This window comes from Peptoniphilus vaginalis (genome assembly GCF_900176605.1).
Classification (GTDB): Bacteria; Bacillota; Clostridia; order Tissierellales; family Peptoniphilaceae; genus Peptoniphilus_A; species Peptoniphilus_A vaginalis.
Window position 1 is genome coordinate 473,631 of the sequence record NZ_FXLP01000004.1, and the last position, 19,722, is coordinate 493,352.

At 36.0% G+C, this 19,722-nt stretch carries 19 protein-coding genes; 11 read left to right on the forward strand and 8 right to left on the reverse strand.

The features are described from left to right. Positions 1-3 precede the first annotated feature (3 nt). From CAN42_RS03610 to CAN42_RS03620, 3 genes are read left to right on the forward strand one after another with little or no spacing between them, the layout of a single operon-like run. Positions 4-741, forward strand: a complete 738-nt coding sequence (locus CAN42_RS03610) for a TIGR03915 family putative DNA repair protein (RefSeq protein ID WP_085875573.1) — start codon at positions 4-6, stop codon at positions 739-741. Positions 742-780: 39 nt separating this feature from the next. Further along, complete coding sequence (locus CAN42_RS03615) at positions 781-1,386, forward strand: C39 family peptidase (protein ID WP_085875574.1); 606 nt, start codon at positions 781-783, stop codon at positions 1,384-1,386. 28 nt (positions 1,387-1,414) lie between these two features. Beyond that, complete coding sequence (locus CAN42_RS03620) at positions 1,415-2,104, forward strand: hypothetical protein (protein ID WP_085875575.1); 690 nt, start codon at positions 1,415-1,417, stop codon at positions 2,102-2,104. A 7-nt stretch (positions 2,105-2,111) separates the two neighbouring features. Here CAN42_RS03620 and CAN42_RS03625 read toward each other — a convergent pair whose 3' ends face one another. The 5 genes from CAN42_RS03625 to CAN42_RS03645 all read right to left on the reverse strand — a co-directional run bounded on the left by CAN42_RS03625 (position 2,112) and on the right by CAN42_RS03645 (position 6,848). Beyond that, the gene (locus tag CAN42_RS03625; RefSeq protein ID WP_085875576.1) at positions 2,112-2,633 is read right to left on the reverse strand and encodes a phosphatase PAP2 family protein; all 522 of its coding nucleotides are present in this window, start codon (positions 2,631-2,633) and stop codon (positions 2,112-2,114) included. A gap of 1 nt (position 2,634) precedes the next feature. Continuing rightward, entirely contained in the window at positions 2,635-3,510 is an 876-nt protein-coding gene (locus tag CAN42_RS03630) for a LysR family transcriptional regulator (RefSeq protein ID WP_085875577.1), read from the reverse strand. Between the two features lie 173 nt (positions 3,511-3,683). Then, the gene (locus CAN42_RS03635; protein WP_085875578.1) at positions 3,684-4,712 is read right to left on the reverse strand and encodes a hypothetical protein; all 1,029 of its coding nucleotides are present in this window, start codon (positions 4,710-4,712) and stop codon (positions 3,684-3,686) included. A gap of 8 nt (positions 4,713-4,720) precedes the next feature. Continuing rightward, positions 4,721-6,157: an MBOAT family O-acyltransferase gene (locus tag CAN42_RS03640; RefSeq protein ID WP_085875579.1), complete on the reverse strand. Its 1,437-nt coding sequence runs from the start codon at positions 6,155-6,157 to the stop codon at positions 4,721-4,723. Between the two features lie 55 nt (positions 6,158-6,212). Beyond that, entirely contained in the window at positions 6,213-6,848 is a 636-nt protein-coding gene (locus tag CAN42_RS03645) for a helix-turn-helix domain-containing protein (protein ID WP_062571925.1), read from the reverse strand. Positions 6,849-7,150: 302 nt separating this feature from the next. On the opposite strand from CAN42_RS03645, the gene CAN42_RS03650 reads away from it, so the two are divergent. The 4 genes from CAN42_RS03650 (at position 7,151) to CAN42_RS03665 (ending at position 11,970) form a co-directional block, all read left to right on the forward strand. After that, positions 7,151-7,777, forward strand: coding sequence for an NAD(P)H-hydrate epimerase (locus tag CAN42_RS03650; protein ID WP_085875580.1), 627 nt, complete (start codon positions 7,151-7,153; stop codon positions 7,775-7,777). Beyond that, a complete protein-coding gene (locus CAN42_RS03655; protein ID WP_085875581.1) occupies positions 7,770-9,128 on the forward strand; it encodes an MATE family efflux transporter in 1,359 nt (452 codons plus the stop codon). The genes CAN42_RS03650 and CAN42_RS03655 overlap by 8 nt, the downstream gene beginning before the upstream one ends. Positions 9,129-9,257: 129 nt before the next feature. Then, positions 9,258-10,454 carry a hypothetical protein gene (locus CAN42_RS03660; protein WP_085875582.1) on the forward strand — a complete coding sequence of 399 codons (1,197 nt, stop codon included), beginning with the start codon at positions 9,258-9,260 and terminating at the stop codon, positions 10,452-10,454. Next, on the forward strand, positions 10,444-11,970 hold the full coding sequence (locus CAN42_RS03665) for a ClC family H(+)/Cl(-) exchange transporter (RefSeq protein ID WP_062571921.1): 1,527 nt from the start codon (positions 10,444-10,446) through the stop codon (positions 11,968-11,970). The genes CAN42_RS03660 and CAN42_RS03665 overlap by 11 nt, the downstream gene beginning before the upstream one ends. Before the next feature lie 71 nt (positions 11,971-12,041). On the opposite strand, the gene CAN42_RS03670 is transcribed toward CAN42_RS03665, so the two are convergent. The 3 genes from CAN42_RS03670 to CAN42_RS03680 form a co-directional block, all read right to left on the reverse strand. Next, entirely contained in the window at positions 12,042-12,392 is a 351-nt protein-coding gene (locus CAN42_RS03670) for an arsenate reductase family protein (protein ID WP_085875583.1), read from the reverse strand. 766 nt (positions 12,393-13,158) lie between these two features. After that, entirely contained in the window at positions 13,159-14,370 is a 1,212-nt protein-coding gene (locus CAN42_RS03675) for an FprA family A-type flavoprotein (RefSeq protein ID WP_085875584.1), read from the reverse strand. Between the two features lie 126 nt (positions 14,371-14,496). Next, positions 14,497-15,315, reverse strand: coding sequence for a tRNA lysidine(34) synthetase (locus CAN42_RS03680; RefSeq protein ID WP_062571918.1), 819 nt, complete (start codon positions 15,313-15,315; stop codon positions 14,497-14,499). Between the two features lie 271 nt (positions 15,316-15,586). Here CAN42_RS03680 and CAN42_RS03685 point away from each other — a divergent pair, with 271 nt between their 5' ends. From CAN42_RS03685 to CAN42_RS03700, 4 genes are read left to right on the forward strand one after another with little or no spacing between them, the layout of a single operon-like run. Next, positions 15,587-17,041 (forward strand): nicotinate phosphoribosyltransferase, encoded by a 1,455-nt coding sequence (locus CAN42_RS03685; protein WP_085875585.1) that lies wholly within the window; start codon positions 15,587-15,589, stop codon positions 17,039-17,041. A 23-nt stretch (positions 17,042-17,064) separates the two neighbouring features. Further along, complete coding sequence (locus CAN42_RS03690; protein WP_085875586.1) at positions 17,065-17,931, forward strand: radical SAM protein; 867 nt, start codon at positions 17,065-17,067, stop codon at positions 17,929-17,931. 2 nt (positions 17,932-17,933) lie between these two features. Beyond that, positions 17,934-18,377: a hypothetical protein gene (locus CAN42_RS03695; protein WP_085875587.1), complete on the forward strand. Its 444-nt coding sequence runs from the start codon at positions 17,934-17,936 to the stop codon at positions 18,375-18,377. A gap of 20 nt (positions 18,378-18,397) precedes the next feature. Then, complete coding sequence (locus tag CAN42_RS03700; RefSeq protein WP_085875588.1) at positions 18,398-19,612, forward strand: AI-2E family transporter; 1,215 nt, start codon at positions 18,398-18,400, stop codon at positions 19,610-19,612. Positions 19,613-19,722: the final 110 nt, after the last annotated feature.

The following is a 19,722-nucleotide window of genomic DNA, read 5'->3' on the forward strand; positions in this document are numbered from 1 at the left end:
AATATGATTTACTTATACGATGGAACAATAGAGGGGCTCTTCACAGTGATCTTTAATGCCTACAAGGTCTTAGAAGAGGTTGATTCAATTTCAAAAAGAGTCAGCCAAGTTAATTCGAACAAAGAAAGGATCAAGTGCCCCACAGAAGAAGACAAGGCCCTAAGGGTTAAGAAGTCTATAATAAAAAACTTCTCCTACTCCTTTTATGAGTCAGTCCTAAGGGTTTTTGCAGTGCCCAGTGAGAAGAAGGAGCTTGCCATAGCCAGGACCCTAAAGAAGCTTTACCTTCATGGCTTTTATTATCTTGAAAGTGATGATAAGGATGTAAAGGACTTTAAGAACTTATTAGATAGGGTCTCAGGAGAAATTAACTCCTACAAGAGTCTTCGCTTTGAAGAAAAGAAGGGACTTCTCTTTGCCAAGTTCCAACCGCAAAATGACATCTTATTTTTTGTTTACAGGCACTTTAAGAATAAGCTTGCCAACAAGAGCTTTGTCATTGCAGACTTTAGGAGGAATAAGGCAGTGATCTATAATGGACAAGAGGGAAAGTTCTTTGAATTTGAAATGTCAGAGGATATGAAGTCCACTGATGCCTTCTTTGACCTCTGGCTTTCCTTTTATGATGAAGTTGCCCCTGACAAGAGAAAGTTTGATAGGGAAGGAATGGGAGATATGCAAAGAAGTTATTGGAGTCATATGGCAAATATGCCTGGGGCAAGGAGAAGGGAAGTCAAATAAAAAATTCCTTCAGGGGTATAATTAAGTTGGGAGGAAAAAATGGAAAAAAATAGAATTGCAAACTTAGATACTTATGTGGAAAAGACTTATCCTGGGGCAAGACTTATTGAGTCCAGCGACTTGGAACTGCCAGACTTCTTGCAAAGGGATTTTCAAGATAGCCACAACAACTGCACCATAGCAAGCCTCACTAGGCTTATAAATTATTACTTCAAAGACAAGGACAAATTTGAAATTTACGATGAAGTATTTGGCATTGCCAAGAGAAATGGTTACTTCAAAAGCATTGGCACCCTTCCTATAATGATCTCTCACATTGCCAACTCCTACTTCAAGAAAAATAAAATTGCCATAAGGGCAAGGGGGATTTACCTTGGCAACTTTTACTCCCATGTAAAGGATGAGATTGATAACTTTAGGCCCCTTCTCATGAACTTGGGATCAGGCTATTACAAGAACCACTCCCTAGTTGTTTCAGGCTACTCAATTTATAGGTTCAGGGGAATGAAGCTAAAGTTCTTACACGTTTACGATGGTTGGAACAAGAGTAAGTCCTACATTGACTACAACGACCTTAGGGGATTTATGAAGTTGCCAATTTTTTCTTACAATGTCTTTAGCGTTGACATATTAGAAGACTTGTAATAAAGTTTAAGACCAGATAGGTGATTAAATGGAAAAAAATTATTTGAAATTTTTGGTGTCGGAACTTATCTTTGTGAGGGAAGACACACTTATAAACCTGATCCCCAAGACTGAAAAGAAGTACAGGGAAATCTTTGGGGACTTAGAAAATTATGTAGATACCTTAAACTTAAATATTAGAAAGCTTAGAAGAAATTTAAAACTCTTGGATAAACTTTCTCCTGACCTTGCAAAGAAGAAGGCAGAGGAAGAATTTGAAAGAGATTTTGAAGAGCTTAGGGAAGATGAGAACTTTGACAGTCAGTCAAGGGACTTAGATGAGGATAAGCTGAGGGAAGTTGAGGACCTTTTTAGGCAGGCAATCTTCTATTACAGTCCCAAGCTTAATGACTTTTCTATAGAAGAGTTTGACCAAGCAAGAGAGGCCTTTAAAAAGGCTGACAAGGAAGGGCTTGAAGAATTTTTAAAGAAGGACAAGCCAAGGGAACTTGAGATGACCAATGGACAACTTGAAATAATGAGGGAGGACCTAGAGATAGAAACTTCTATTTTGTTTGAAAGATTTCCCCTCAACCAGTTGGACATGCTTGAGGACAAGGAAGCTATAGACTTCAACTTAAACAGACTTAAAAATGTCTACGAAGAATACCAAGAAATTTATGGAAGTCTTGGCGAAGAATTAAATATTAAAATTGCAAAAAAAGAAACTACCTCTTAAAAAATTTTTATGAGGTAGTTTTTTTATACTTGTTGTTTATTATTTTTGTAGCCACTAGACTTGAGAGACCTCCCAGGACAAGACCTGCAAGGACATCTGTGGGATAGTGGACTGATAAATACATACGTGAAAATCCTATTAAGGCAGCCAAGACAAGGGCAAGAAGGCCTTGCTTTTTATTGTAATAATAAATTGTAAAGGCTGCTGCAAAGGATGAGCCTGTGTGACCTGATGGGAAAGAATAACCCATAGGTGGCTTAATCAAAAGATTAAAGGCTTCAACCATAAAGGGTCTTGGTCTTCCAATGAGGGGCTTCAAAGTCACAAGTCCCACAAGAGAAAAAATAATTAAACTAAGGAATAGGTTAAGAGCCTTCCTCTTTGAGTCCTTATTTTTTTGGAAGAGAAGAATAAGACCAAGGGCAATCCAAAAGAGTCCCCCATTGCCAAGACCTGTTATGAAAATCATAAGCTTGTCTAGGATGGGGGAGTGAATGGATTCTAAAAATTTTAAGAAGTGTAATTCCATCTTAATGTTTTTCTTTGAACTTATTCTTGATGAACTGAACAAAGTCCTTTAGGTTTTTCTTTAGATAAGTTTCCTTGTGATAAACTATGTTATAAGGTCTAGTAGCATCTAAATCCCTAAGCTCGTGCAAGATGACATCTTCATCGTTGAAGGAGGACTTAGTTTCAAAGGATAAGGCATCAGAAGACTTAACTATATTAATTGCCATATCCTTGTTCTTGCAGATGTATTTAATATCAATTGGGATGTTAGTCTCTCTCAAATAAGAATGAAAAGCTTTCATTGATTGTTCCCCTAGGTATCCCAAGGCAAACTTTCTATTCTTTAGATCATCGTGGTCTAGGACAGGCTTGTCTTTTAAATCAGAATACTTAGATGAAATAACAAAAATATCATCCTTATAGAAAGGAACAGAAACAACCTTATCAGTATCTACGTTTCCGTCAATAATCGCTAGGTTAATTGTACCTGCATCTAATTTTTTAAGCAACTCTTCACGTACGTCGACATAAACTCTAATATTTACATCGTCGTGTAATTTTTCATATTCATTTATAATTTCTAAGAGAAATTTTGAGCTAAAGTATGAACTAACTCCAAGGGTAATACTGTGACCAGTAGAAGAACCTTGTAAGAAAATAACAGTATTTTGAAATTGTTCCAAAATATTCTTGGCATTATCCAATAGTCTTAAGCCAACATCTGTTATGTATAATTTTTTTGAAATCCTATCGAAGAGTTTTACATTATATTCAGTTTCAATTTGTGAAATTGCATGAGAAACAGTTGGCTGAGAAATTTTTAAATTTTCGGCAGCCTTGGACATATTTTTTGTCTTGCAAACTTCGATGAATATTTCTAAATCTCTAATTGTCATAAAAACCTCCTTTAAACATATTCTATTATCATATTTAATAAAAATCAAGCATTTATAGAGTAAAGCTTATAATTTTATTTTCGTATTTATTTTAAAAAGCCTATAAGCACGAAGATTACTATGTTAACTTTGGTTAAACAAAAAGATAGACCAAGTTTTAAGGACTTAGTCTATCAAGATTTATTTATATTATATTTTTTAAAATTCTCTAGCCATGACTTATCCTTGGCAAGCCTATCTTTAAAGACTCCCTCCTTCTTCATGTAGTCAATGAAGAAGTCGTTAAACTTTTCTGCACCAGAGACGTTAAGGTGATGGGGATCATAGAAGTTCTTCTTAGAGAGTCCCATCTCATGATAAAAGTCGTTAAAGTCGATAAACTTTGCTCCACGATCTTCTAAGTATTTACTAAAGACCTTAATGTTATCTTTATAGTAAGAGTAAGAATAAATTGGTGTCTTAACAAAGTAGACCTGGACTCCATTTTTCTTACAAGTTTCTATTATCTCATCAATGGCCCTTAAGTTTCCCTTTAAATAAGTTTCCTCGTCAAAATTTTTTATGGACTCCATAAGTTGTTCCTTATCCTTAATGACATCTTTTTTAAAGTCCTGACTTTGATCCTTTAAGAGGACGTAGCCCTTGAGGTAGTCATTGTAAGTTGACTTGTCAAACTTGTAGTCCTCATCCTTTAGCTCATCCCACCTGGAGTGGTAGGCAACAAGGGGGAAGAGGGCAGGAGCCTTAAAGCCTCTTGGCACTTTTGTCCCTATCATTATGAGTTTATTGATTGACAAGGGAAGGTAGTCGGAGTAAGAATTTACAACTCCCAGGTCTTCGGTGATATTGAAGATACCTCCATAGATGTCAACAAAGATGACCTTAGGATTTTTTCTCTTAAAGGCTTCTTTTACATAAGTTGCTGTAATCTTTAGGGGTTGCTTCTGAGAGCTTAAGACATAGGACTTTAGACCAGTCTTTTCATAGATATAAAGGGGTTCAAAGGAGCAGTAGGCATGACTTGTCCCAAAGAACATTACATCATAGTCTTCCACTTCGTTAAAAAAGCCGCCAATTTTATTACCCATGTCCCAAGGCCCTGAAAGGGACTTTCTCATAAATAAATTATTAAGTTGTAGGCAGGCAAAAATTAAGATGCCAAGAAAAATTATAGATTTTGAAATTCTCAAAAATTTTTTCATTAAACCACCTAAAACTGAAAATAAATAAAGGCTGACTCAGAAAACTCTGGACCATAAATTCCATAAATTATTATTCCTAGGAGAAAGGCAAGGTAAACTACCCACCTTATTGGAAGGAAGAGTTTTAAAATTTTTTCTGAAATATCTATCTTATTGTACTTTATGATGTCAAAGACAAGTAAGATAAAAAGACCCACTCCAAGAGGATAGAGATTAGCAAGACCAAACTTTGAATTTGTAATTTCTCCTAGGAGATTGTGACTTGATGGGTTCTTAAGAATTCCCAAGATGTAAGCATTAGCCTGGTGGATGTTCTCTGCCCTAAAGTAGATAAAGGCAAAGACAACAATGACTAGGGTCACGATCCTCCTGAAGAAGTCCAATAGAAAATTTGATTTTTTATTTTTATTTATTCCAAGTATGCTTTCAATTACATTAAAGACTCCGTGGATAAGACCCCAGAGGACAAAGGAAAGTTCTGCTCCATGCCAAAGTCCTGACACAAGAAAAACTATTAAGAGGTTTATGCACTTTCTAAAAGTCCCCTTCCTGTTACCACCAAGAGGGATGTAGAGGTAGTCCTTAAACCAAGTGGAAAGGGATATGTGCCAGCGTCTCCAAAATTCTGTAATGGATTTTGAGAGGAGGGGTTCCTTAAAGTTATCCATGAGGTCAATGCCAAGAATTTTTGCAGACCCCTTTGCCATAATTGAATAGGAATAAAAGTCGCAATAAATTTGTAGGGTAAACAAGAAGGCACCAAGTAATAAAAATTCCTTCGAATGAGTTTGGTAATTAGCGAAGGCATCGTTGACAAAAATTGCAACCCTGTCGGCAAGGACCAACTTCAAAAACATTCCGTAAGTAAAAAGTTCTAGTCCCCTAAGAAGATTATCATAAGAGAACTTCTTGGGATTTTTTATTTGTGGAAGAAGGTGGGTACTTCTTTCAATGGGACCTGCCACAAGTTGGGGGAAGAAGGAGACGAAGAGGGCATAGTCAATGAGTGACTTCTCAGCTTCAAGGTCCTTCCTGTAGACGTCAATTGTGTAGCCAAGAGCCTGGAAGGTATAAAAGGAAATCCCAACGGGAAGGAGAAGGTCAAGGGCAATGTTAAAGTTGCCTCCCGAGATCTTACTTGCCAAGTCCATGAAAAAGTTAAAGTACTTAAAGATAAATAGGATGCTAAGATTTATAAAAAAGCACAAAAAGACAGCAAGCTTCATCTTAGCCTTGGAGTCACGATTGTTTTCAATAAAGACACCTGTCAAGTAGGTGATGAGAATTGAAAGTATCATGAGGAAGGTGTACTTCACATTCCAAAAGCTATAAAATGTAAGGCTTGCCAAGAGCAAAAATATATTTTTAAATTTTCCCCTGAGTAAGTTGTAAAAAATTACAACTAGGGGGAGAAAGATTAGATATTCAAAAGAATTAAAAAGCATAAAATCCTCCAATTACTACATAATATAGTAAAAATTGGAGGATTTCAATAAATTATTATCCAGCTAATAGGCTCATCTTGTACTCCTTAGGAGTCTTGCCTGTGTACTTTTTAAATGTCATTGTGAAATGAGGTTGAGAAGAAAATCCACACTCATAAGAGATGTACTCAAGAGTCTTCTTGTCTTCCAAAAGAAGTTTCTTTGCCTTGTTAGTCTTTAAAGTGTTTAGATATTGGCAGAAAGTAAAGCCAGTTTCTTCTTTAAAAAGTGAACAAAGATAATTTTTTGAAAGATGAAGTTTGTTTGCAAGGTCTTCAAGTCCAAGCCCCTTGCTAAATTCTTCGTTAATAATTTTTAAAGCCTTGTCGATGATTTCGTTCTTAGAAAAACTTAGGGCATCGAGAAGGGAGTTTGAATAAGCTTCAATTAAGTCGTGACCAATGAGTTTAACATCTGCCTCAGTAAGTGAACCTTCAAGCCTATTTGAAAATTCTGTATGTAGGTAAGTAAGGTCCTTGTTGTATGTAATTAAAAAGTATGTATACAGAAAAGTGTTTAAGTTTTCTACTTGCCTTTTAATCTCGTCAAGAGAAGATGTTTTACCGCAACAAGAAATTTTTTCGAAGATTTCTGTGGCACATCCAAGTAACTCGGGTCTTGTCATTTGTGCAAGATCAAGATAATTTGTCATAATATCCTCCTATGTGATTTGTAAATTTTATTTATTAAATTTTCTTAATTTCTTAACTTAGGTTAATTATAAGTCAAATGATATCTAATATCAATAGGGAAATATAATTATTTTTAAAATTTGTCAATGAGAGATAGGACCTTGGTCATCAAGTTAGGATGATTTTTAAATTTTAAAGACCATTAAAAACATTAATGAATTTTGTTTAATTTTAAAAAATTTGCTTTATGTTAGAAGAAATAAGGCTTAGAAGGTTTTAATTTTTATCAAATAGAATATAATAGGATTGAGGAGGTATTACTGTGACAATTTCAAAGGATAAAATGAAAGAACTAGAAAAGAGAACCATAGATGAATACAAAATTGATTCTCTTATTTTAATGGAAAACGCAGGGATGGGAATTTATCGTGAAATTAATCAGTATAATTCCTACACAATAGTATGCGGTAAGGGAAACAATGGTGGCGATGGACTTGTCATTGCAAGGCACTTGATCTTAAATGGCAAGCTCGTTGAAGTCTTTGTTGTTGGCAAGAAGATGACAAGAGAATTTTCTAAAAACCTTGCGATCTTAGAAAAGCTTACCCAAGTAAAATATATTGATGATGAAGATGACTTTGATGACTTAGTGGAATCTATGGAAGTCAATGAAGTTACCGTCGATGCAATTTTTGGCATAGGACTAAACAGACCCCTCAATGATTTTTATAAGAAACTAATTAATCTTATTAATGCCCACGGCAACTATATTATTGCAGTTGACATCCCATCAGGTATGGACGCAGACACAGGTGACGAGTATGGAGCTTGCCTTGGGGCTAACATTACTTATGCCATATCTGATATAAAGGATGGTCAACTATTAAATAGTAAGGTTGGAGAACTAAAGAAAATTTACATAGGGATTGTGAGGTATATGGATGAGTAGAAAAGGAAGACCAAATAGAAATATAAATTTAACAGAGGGCTCGATTATCCAAGGGATAATTTTATTTGCCATCCCTCTACTTCTAACAAACTTTTTGCAACAGCTTTACAACACAGCTGACCTTATGATAGTGGGAAGGTTCGCTGGCAAGAACCCCATGGCAGCAGTTGGTGCAACAGGACCAGTTTCCAACTTATTAATTGGACTCTTCCTTGGACTTACAACTGGTGCCTCTGTAATAATTTCACTTTACTACGGGTCCAACGATAGGGAGGCCCTAAAGAGGTCAGTAGGTTGTTCCTACTTCCTTGGATTTGTTTCAGGACTTTTGATAACAGTCTTTGGTTATTTTACAACACCCTTCTTCTTGAGGATAATGGACACGCCCCAAGAAATTTTACAAGACGCAACAACTTATATGAGAGTTTTCTTCTTGGGTACAGTTCCTATACTTATTTACAATATGGGAGCTTCAATCCTAAGGGCAACTGGTGACTCCAAGAGACCTTTTAACTTCTTATGTGTTTCTGCATTAGTAAATATTATTTTGGACTTAATCTTCGTTGGCTATTTACAAATGTCAGTCCTTGGTGCTGGGTTAGCAACTCTTGCTTCCCAAGTTACATCAGCAATACTTGTAACATATTCACTATTAAAGGCTGACTCATCCTACAAGCTTAGGAAGAGTGAAATCAAACTTCATAAGCATGAAGCTAAGAGGATTTTTGAAGTTGGGATACCAACAGGAGTTCAAACAGCACTCCTTTCTCTGACCAACGTAATCTTCCAAGCAAAGATAAACTCCTTTGGTCCTAATGCTATAGCTGGTGTTGCTGCAGAAGGAAGGATTGATGGCTTCATTTTTATGTCCCTACAAGCTATTGCCCTTGCGGCAACAACCTTCTCAGGACAAAACTTTGGAGCCAAGAAGTTTGACAGACTTCGTGAAGGTATGAGGGTATCCCTAATGATTGTATTTGGAATTTCATTTATCCTATCACTTATTGCTTACTTCCTAGCAAGTCCATTAATAGCAATCTTTAACCCAGACCCAGGTGTAGTTGCTTATGGTGCCGACTTCCTAAAGATTTTAAGTCTTGGCATTTGGTCCTTTGGACTTTCAGAAACAATCTCTGGCTTCATAAGAGGAAGTGGACACGCTATGGGACCAATGATCATTTCCCTTCTTACAATTTGTATATTGAGACTTGTTGTAGTTCACTTCGCAATGCCAATATTCAATTCAATAAGAGTTATCTCTGTTATCTATCCAGTTTCATATTTTGCTAACTTGGTGATTATGGCTCTTTACTTTAAATTTGGAAGTTGGAGAAAAGATTTTGATATGTAAATAAAAATTAATAAGTCATTACAAGTTAATAAGTTATTACAAATTGGCACCTAATTGGTGCCTTTTTTAATTGCAATGAAGTCAAGCTTTATTGTAAACTATAATTAAAATATAAGAAGCAGTGATACTATGAAGAAAAAAACTTTAATCTTAATAAGTCTTCTTGGCTTGGGAATTTTTTTTGCCATCTACAACTTCAATCGCTATCCAAAAAAAGTTGTGGCACAAATTCTTTACACAGTTGACGATAGGGTCTTTGCCTTTGTAGATAAAAACATCCAAGACTTTGGTTTTGCAGATATCTTCAGAAAGGTCAAGGAGAGTGGCGACTACGGAATAAGGCTGAGCCTTGAAGATAATAAAAATGATAAATTAAATATAATCAACTTCCAAAGTCCCAACAAGAAGGAGAGCTACTACCTAGAGAGAAGAGAAGTTGACCACAAGATAAAAACCTATGGAGAAAAAATTGTAAATAGCGACGTTTATCTCTACAAGAAAGACATCTCCGACTTGCCCCTTTACATTGATAGAAACACCATGGTCAACCTAGCTCGTGACTCCAAGGTTATGTCTGATCTTGGCTATGACATTACAAACAAAAAATTATTTCTCCCACCAGTTTCACTTTCTGAGAAGAACACAGAACTTAAAAAGTATGTGAAGAAGGAGTGGGCAGGGACAATAAGAAGGACCAAGGTAAAAAAACTTTCAGGCAGGTCTTATGAAGTACAGGTAAGGTCTAAGGATTTAAAAGACCTCTTTGCAAAGATAGAGGACTTTTATTATGAAGAAGACTACTTCCCTTACACTTACCTTTCAGACCTATTGAGAAGAGAATTTGCAAAAATTTCAAGGGACCTAGACAAGAGAGACCAAATAATTTTCTACATCTATACAGATAAGGACAGGAACCTCTTGAGGCTAAAGTCCGACGACAACAAGTATGCCCTTGCCATAAAAAACTACATGGAGTTAAAACTTCCAGACACTAGGATCTACATCGAGCCAGAGGAAAATGGAAAGCTAAGGACCCTAAAGGGAAAGATAAACAATAGGTCCTTTAGGATGTCCTACAATCCCGACTCAAAAATACTCATCTATCACGATGGGAAGATCTTAATAAATGCCAGATTTTATAATTTTGTAAGATCAAAGAAGTTTAAACTTATTGCAGATATAGATGGTGGGGAAATAAAAAAATTAAATTTAAACTTCTACACAATTCCAGAAAAGATTAACAGGGAGAAAAATTATATAGAAGTTTTGAAATTAAAAGAAGAAGATTGGCGAAAGCTAATAGGGGATGGAAAAGATGAAAAATGATATAAATAACAAGGACAGACTAATATTTAGGATCCTAATAGACTCACTGATGGTGGGAGCCTTGGCAGGATTGTTCTCTGTCCTCTACAGATTTGTGATAATGAAGATGGACTCCTACAGGGCCATCCTCTACAAGGAATTTAATTTAAGGTCCCTATTAATATTAATAGTCTTGGGAGCTGTGATTTCCTTTGTAATTTATACTTTACTAAAGTGGGCACCCCTATCAGGAGGCAGTGGAATCCCACAAATACGTGGAGAAATCTTGGGTAAGTTTAGGATGGAAGAAATTCCAACCCTAATTTCCAAAATACTTGGAGGTGGCTTGGGAAACCTCATGGGATTTTCTCTTGGAAGAGAGGGCCCATCAATTCAAATGGGTGGAGCAGCAGCTAAGTCCCTTGGCAAAATCCTAAATAGGCCACCAGATGAACTCAAGTATATGATAACAGCAGGGGCAGCGGCAGGACTTGCAGCAGCCTTTAACGCACCTATGGCAGGTTGTATCTTTGCCTTAGAAGAACTTCACAAGTCCTACTCAAAGTTTGTCCTCTTACCAGCCCTTATTGCATCAATAACAGCAAACTACATTTCCTTTGTGATAATGGGTGAAGAAACATCCTTCTCCTTCTTTGTAACAGAGTCCCTACCAATGAAACTCATTTGGGTTGCCATCCTAATAGGAATTATGACAGGTATAGTGGGAGGAGCCTACAACTACTTAATAACAAAATTTCAAGACCTCTTCAAAAAAATAAATTCAAAAATTGTAAAGTATGCCCTACTAATGGGAGTTACAATTCTTGTTGGCTATATGTTTTTTGAAGGAACAGGGGGAGGTCATGGTCTTTTAGAACACATGGCGAGAGAAAGATTTGCAGTAAAATATATACTAGCAATCCTCTTGGTAAAATTATTTTACACAAGCTTTTGCTACGGATCAGGAGTCCAAGGTGGAATCTTCCTACCAGTTCTTGTAATAGGAGGATCATGCGGAGCCCTAGTCTTTGCCTTCCTAGACAAGAGCTTTGAACTAGATGCCTTTTACATCAACTTCATAATATTGGGCATGAGTGGAATCCTTGCATCAGTAGTGAGAAGTCCAATCCTCTCAATAATATTGGTATCAGAAATGACATCAACCTTTGAACACTTAATAGCCCTATCCATTGTAGTAGTAGTTTCATACTACGTGGCAGAAGCCTTAAGAGTCGCACCAATTTACGACACCCTCTTTGAAAGACAACTAAAGGACAAAAACTTATTAAGTCCTAAGGAAAGAGAACTTGGCGACTACTCAGTCTTTGAATACACAATCACAGATGACTTCAAAAATATGGGCAAGGACCTAAGAGATATAAAATTTCCAAAACATCTTATAATAATGTCCATCGAAAGAGATGGAATAGAATTTGTCCCAACAGCTGACGACTTGATCTTGCTTGGCGACAAAGTCACAGTATTAATAAGTGCAGAAGACGCCCTAGACATTGACGAATTTTTTAGGGGCGAATAAAAATTTTAAAATTGATAAAAAAAGAAGTGCAGGTTAATTTTCTTGCACTTCTTTTGCTTTTAAATTTAATTTTACAGACTTTCTAAATATTTTTTAACTTGTGGACCTATATAAGCCTTGCCGTCTTTTAAGAGGATAGGTCTCTTAACTAGCATGCCGTCAGTGGATAGGAGTTTAAAGATTTCATCTTCTGTCATGTCATTCTTCTTGTCCTTTAGGTTTAGTTCTCTATATCTCATTCCTGAGGTATTAAAAAGTTTGAAGACGTCAACTCCTGCTTGGTCTTTAATTTTTTTCAGTTCATCAACACTTAAGAGGTCCTTGTCGATCTCTCTGTAGTTGTAGGAAATATTTCTTTCTTGCAAAAGCTTTTCTATATTCTTGCAAGTGCTGCATCTTTTGTATCCGATTAATGTGTTCATAATAGCCTCCTTCTATGTCAAATTATACTACAATAAATTATAAAAAGATTTTAAAAATTTTTGTAAAAAGTGTTTACACTGTACTTTTTCGTGGTATAATAATAGTACAAAATAAGATTAATGTAATTAAGTAATAAAAAGCTTTTTAGATTTTTCTTATTTGTGAACAATGACAATTCCATCCAATAAAAAGAAAAACGTATTTGATTTTATTAAATTTATTAGCCTCCCATTAAAAAGGCTTTTATATAAATTGAAATTGAAGATGTAATTAAAGTACGATGGTAAATAGTTTAGTAAGTAATTGTTATTTACTCTAAGTTTTTATATAAATGGCAGGAAGTCCTAGAGTTGGGAGCTTTCACAAAGGTTAATTTATATAGGACTTTGGTAAAAAAAGAATATAGGTGATAGATGTGATTGAACCAAAAAGTTTAAATTGGATGGAATTAAGTATTTGAAAAGAATGTCTTTAAATTAATTGATTGAGGACATTCTTTTTTTATGGACTTTTTTAAGTGGGTCTAGGATATTTAAAAATTTTATAAACTAATAGGGCCTTTACTTAGTCTTAATAGAAAAATTTGCTTACTTAATAAATTATTAATTTAGAAATAGAAAAAATTTATAAGGGAAAAAGATAATAAACAGTCAACTGATATATAGTTCTAATTATTTTTTAGGATACAACAAAATAAAAATCTACATAAAAAATCTCCACCTATTGCACATAAGTGGAGATTTATTTTTATTTAATTAACTTTTATTAATCTTCTTTTGCTAAGATCTTTGCAGCCATTTCCTTACCGAAGTCTATAAGTTGTTTTAATTCTTCGGAATTTGCTGCTCCTTGGATTTCAAGTTGAGTGTCAAGCACATTGTATTTGCCATCTTCCATATATTTCTTTAGAGTTTTTAGGGCTCCACCTGACCAAGAGTAGGAACCGAAGATTCCCCAGTAGTTGTTCTTCATTCTTTGGTGAGAAACTTCTGTCAATAGGTAGTTCATTGGAGGGAAGAGGTTGTTGTCGTAAGAACAAGATCCCAAGATAACTCCCTTGTATCTCCAGATGTCAGAAAGTAGGTAGGAGTAAGAAGTCTTTGTGATGTCACGAACCTTTACATTCTTAATTCCACCTTCAGAAAGTCCCCTTGCTACTGCTTCTGCCATTGTTTCTGTGTTACCGTACATTGATCCGAAGATTACTACACAGCCTTCAATAGTTTCTTGCTTAGCAAGTGATGTATAGATGTCGATAATCTTTTGTGGGTTCTTTCTCCAGATTGGTCCGTGGTCTGGACAAATTAATTCAATATCAAGACCTTCTAACTTATTAAGAGCTTTTAAGGCTTGTGTTGCATACTTACCAACAATGTTGATAAAGTATCTTGTTGTTTCTTCTAGGTAGTTTGAATCATATTCGATTTGGTCGTCGAAGATGCCACCGTCAAGAGTTCCAAAGCCACCAAAGATATCTTGTGAGAATAGAGTCTTAGTTGCTTCTTCGTATGCAACCATTGATTCTGGCCAGTGAACCATTGGAGTCATGTAGAAAGTTAACTTTCTATTACCAAGTTCTATAGTTTCTCCTTCTTTAACTTCGATGATGTTGTCTGTAACTTCGTAGAAGTTCTTTAACATTGCAACAGCCTTCTTGTTTGTAACAAGTTTTGCATCTGGATAGATGTCCAAGATTGACTTAATTGAAGACGTGTGGTCTGGTTCCATGTGATTGATTACTATGTAATCAATTTTTTCATTTTCTCCAATGATTTCATGAATCTTTTGAATATAATCGTCAATTGTGTTAACTCTTACTAGATCAAAAAGTATATTTTTTTCGCCCTTTAACACATAAGAGTTGTAAGCAACACCCTTTGGTAGTGGCCACATTCCTTCAAATAGTTCAGTCTTTCTATCATTTGTACCTATAAAATAAATATCGTCTTTAATAGGTACTGACAATAAGTTTTCCATAAATCCTCCTTATATTTTATAAAATAAAGACTTAAGTTTAAGTCCTTGATCTTAACCATTTAATAAAGTTAAATTACCTTAACTTACATACCCCATAATTATAATAAAAATCAGGAATTTATTTTTTTAGTAAAATTCTAAAAAGTCGTGTCTCTCGCCCTTTTCCTTGTAGCCAAGAATTTGATCTATGTTGACATTTTCTGTAGCACGCAAGATGTTTATGTCCACATTTTTGTTTTCTTTCTTTAACTCTTCGATGAGGTCTTTGATAAAGAACCTCTTGTTGCCAGACTGCTTTTGGGTAACTGTGCAGGCACAGTCAAGAGCAGAAAGACCAGTGGACTTCATAAACCTAATAATAGCTTCTTCTCTTACAAGATACATGGGCCTAATGAGTTCTAAGCCTTCAAAGTTCTTGGATTTCAACTTTGGCATCATCGTCTTGAAGTCGCCAGCGTAGATTATATTTAAAAGGACTGTCTCAATAACATCATCAAAGTGATGACCAAGGGCAAGCTTATTGCAGCCAAGCTCTTGTGCCCTGTTGTATAAGTTGCCTCGACGCATCCTTGCACACATATAACAAGTTGATCCACCTTCTGACAACTTCTCAGCAACGGAAAAGACATCGGAGTTGTGAACCTTGACAGGGATTCCAAGTTTCTCGCAGTTGTACTCCAACCTCTCTCTGTTCTCAGGAAGGTAGCCTGGGTCCATGGCAATGAATTCTAACTCAAAGGGAACCTTGTTGTGCTTCTTGAGTTCTTGCAAGAGCTTGGCAAGAGTTAGCGAGTCCTTGCCACCTGATATGGCAACTGCAATCTTGTCGCCAGGGCTAATCATTTCATAATTGTTGATCCCCTTGACGAATTTTTTATAAATATCTCTCCTGTAAGTTTTTATTAGGGACCTCTCTATGTCCACAATACTTTTAACTTTTTCCAAAAATTTCACCTTTACCAATCTATTGTTATTATAGCATAGCTATTACTAATTAATAAGAATTTGAAAATCTTTAAGAGCCTCTTCATAGAAAAGAAGCTCGCAAGAAATTTTTCTTAAAAATTATAACACAAGTAGACTTTTATAAAAATATTTTTGGGCATATATAAGAGTGAGAGCCATTAGATTATAAAAAAAATCTCCTTTGTGTTATAATCTAGGTAATTAACTAAGGGAATCTAGGGAGCCTAGATGAAAGAAAAGGAAGTATAAAATGGTAAATTATAATGTAAAGAAAAATTACACCTTGCTTGTTGATTTCTATGAACTCACAATGGCCAATGGTTTTTTTAAGGAAGGACTAAGAGACAAGACTGTCATCTTTGATATGTTCTTTAGAGAAGTGCCTGACAACGGAGAGTACACAATTGTTGCTGGTCTTGAACAACTCATTGAGTACATGGAAAATCTTCACTTCTCAGATGAAGACATAGACTTCTTAAGAGACAAGGGAGTTTTTAACGAAGAATTTTTATCTTATTTAAAGAATTTTGAATTTAAATGTGACGTTTGGGCAATGCCAGAAGGAACTTTAGCCTTCCCTGGCGAGCCACTTATAATAGTAAGGGGTCCAGCTATCCAAGCTCAAATGCTAGAGACTATGGTCTTACTTACAATTAATCACCAATCTATGATTGCGACTAAGGCATCAAGAATTGTTAAGCAAGCTAAGGGCAGACCAGTTGTTGAGTTTGGATCAAGAAGAGCCCAAGGATATTCTGCAGCAAATCTTGGAGCAAGGGCAGCCTACATAGGTGGTTGTGCAGGAACAGCTAACACCTTGACAGACAAGATGTTTGGAGTGCCAGCTCTTGGTACCATGGCCCACTCCTGGGTTCAAATGTTTGACACAGAACTAGAGGCCTTTAGGGCTTTTGCAAGAGTTTATCCAGACAACTGCCTACTTCTTGTTGACACTTACGACACTCTTAAGGAAGGTATCCCTAATGCCATCAAGGTCTTTGACGAAGAAGTTGTAGCTCGTGGCTTTAGACCTAAGGGGATAAGAATTGACTCTGGAGATATAACATATATTTCCAACAAGGCGAGAAAGATGTTAGATGATGCAGGTTATGAAGATGCTAAGATTATGGCATCAAACTCCTTGGACGAGTACACAATTAGGACAATACTTAACCAAGGTGCAAAGCTTGACTCCTTTGGAGTTGGTGAAAGACTTATTACATCAAAGTCATCTCCAGTCTTTGGTGGAGTTTATAAACTTGTTGCCACAGAAGATAAAGATGGAAATATAATTCCAAAAATTAAAATATCAGAAAACGTGACAAAAATTACTACACCAGGCTTTAAGGAACTTTACAGATTTTATGAAAATGAAACTGGCAAGGCCATGGGCGATGTAATTGCCCTAAGAGATGAAGAAATCCCTAAGGATAATTACGAAGTCTTCCACCCAATTTACACTTGGAAGAGAAAGACTCTTACAGACTACACAGTTAAGAAGGTTCTTGTCCAAATTTATGACAAGGGTGAACTTGTTTACAAGATGCCAAGCCTTGATGAAATAAGGGCAAGGGCTGATGCAGAACTTGATACCCTTTGGGAAGAAACTAAGAGACTTGACAATCCAAGTGAATACATTGTCGACTTGTCAGAAAAACTTTGGCAACTAAAGGATGACCTATTAAAGAAGCACGGAAAAAATTAAAATAAAAGTGAGGGAAGAGTTATATGCAGTACTACGGAAATGTTTTTAGACCGCCAAGTGAGGCTAGGTCACTAATAATTCAAGCTACAGTGGGTTGTTCTCACAACAACTGTACCTTTTGCTACATGTACAAGGAAGATGATTTTAGGATAAGACCCCTTGAAGATATAAAGAAAGATCTAATAGAAATGAGCTCCTATGGAGATTATTTTGAAAGGATCTTCTTGGCAGATGGAGATGCCTTGGTATTAAAGACAAAGGACCTTGTTGAAGTCCTAAGGACAATAAAAAAATATTATCCCAACGTTAAAAGGGTTTCATCCTATGCAACTGCCCAAGATATAAATAGAAAGTCCCTAGAAGAACTAAAGGAACTTAGGGCTGAAGGACTTGAGATGCTCTACATTGGTTTTGAAACTGGAGATGAAGAACTCCTAAAGGAAATCAAAAAAGGGGTAACTTATGAAGAATATGTGACTGCTATGAAAAAGGCAAAGGAAGCAGGTTTTATAACTTCTGTCACAATCATAGCAGGTCTTGGTGGAGTAGAGGGCATGGAGAGAAATGCAATAGGAACTGCAAGATTAGTTTCAGAAACTAAGCCAGACTTCTTGGGTTATCTTACAATGAGAATTTACAAGAACACACCTCTTTATGAAGACTATGTCACTGGCAAGTTCAAGATGCCAGATGCTGGTCAAATCCTTGAAGAGATGAAGATATTCTTGGAGAACGTTGACTCTGAAGGCACAGTGTTTAGGTCCAACCACGCATCCAACTACGTTCTACTTGCGGGAACATTAAACGAAGACAAGGAAGGCCTAATAAGGGCGATAGAAAAAACTTTAAAGAAAAAGTCTTTTAGACCTGATGTATTGAGAGGATTTTAAAATTGAAAGACAAAAATTTTGAAAGTATGGATGAAAGGCAAAGTTTAAAAAATTTAAAAAAAGAATTGGACTCAGGAGTTATTTCCTTTGAAGAAAAAACTGAGGAGACATCTCTTGCCCTAAATCCTGTTAGGTATCTCATACCTCTTGAGTCAAGTCCTAACAAGAAGGAGAAACTTGACATTGACTACAAGAAGAAGGACCAACCTAGTGATAAAAATTTCGAAATTATTATAGAAGTAAATCCCAAGGGATATGAAGAAAAGAAAAAGAGAAGGAGGGGGTCAAAGCTCCCTGCACCTCACAGGGCTTATCCTCTTGAAAGGGTTAGAAGAGATGAGCCAAAGATAAAGAAGGGGTCTCTCTTCTACGACTACCTAGAGATTTACTTAAACAGGACAAAGAACATAGAGAGACAATTCTTTGAGGATTACTTTGGCTTGTAGGCACAAGAAAAGAGGAAGAAATGGAAGAGAAAAGAGAAAGAGAAATTGAAGAAAAGAAAATACCATCAAGCTTATCCTTTAAGACTGATGTCTACAAGAAGATATTTTTGACAGGACTTGCCCTCTTATTTGTGGCATACTTATTTGTAAACTCCAAGACAATATTTTCAGGTTTTGGAGTTTTACTTGGAGTTGTGACTCCCTTTATCCTAGGTGGAGTCATAGCCTTTATAATGAAGATACCCCTAAACTTTTTAGAGAGAAAAGTTTTTGACAAGATAAAAAATGAAAAATTTCAAAAGCACAAGAGGACAATTTCCATCGCTATATCCTTTATAGTGATAATCCTCGCCATATTTATAATTACGGCAATAATAGTCCCACAACTTATAAATTCCTTCAACGAACTTAGGAAGTCCCTTCCAAGTTTCTTGCAAATGGCAATAGATAAGACAAGGGGCATACCTTATTTGAGCAATTACTCTGATAAACTTCAAGCTGACTACGACAACTTATCTTGGAACGAAATTTTTAATAGGGTCGGGAGCTTTGTGAAGTCCGACGAAAAGTCATCCTATATATTAAACTCTGCCTTATCAACTGCATCCAGTATCCTAGGTGGCTTGGTATCCTTCTTCCTTGCCCTTATTACATCTATCTACATCCTTGCAGACAAGGAAAGACTTGGCTACCAAGCTACAAGAATTTGCTACTCATGTTTTAACAACAAGTTGGCAAATAAAATATTGCACGTAGCCCACCTCTTACACGAAAACTTTTTTGGTTTCATAAGGGGACAGCTTACAGTGTCAAGCTTTATAGGTATAGCGACTTTTGTGTTTTGCTTGATTTTAAGAATTCCCAACGCAGCTACAATTGGTGTAATAGTTGGAGTCACAGACCTTGTGCCAATCATTGGGCCCTTCCTTGGTGGCACCATGGCCTTTGTTATGACTGTAATTAAAGATCCAACTAAGGGGATGGCATTCATAATCTTGATTCTTATCTTGCAACAAATTGAATCAAACCTCGTTTATCCAAAACTTGTGGGTAACAAAGTAGGACTTCCATCCCTATGGACTCTTGTGGCAATCACTATTGGTGGATCCCTCTTTGGAGTAGTGGGCATGTGGGGCTTCATACCCCTTGCATCAACTATCTACGCCCTGATAAAAGAGTACACAGAGTATAAGATCAAGGAAAAGAACTTAGACCTTAGAATGAAGAAAATTTAAAAATTTTAAGAAAGACTTCTCACGCTATAGTGAGGAGTTTTTTTTATGCAAGTTAGATGACTTGCAGGTTAAGAGGACTTTGCAAGTTAATAAAAAATTATGAGTTAATA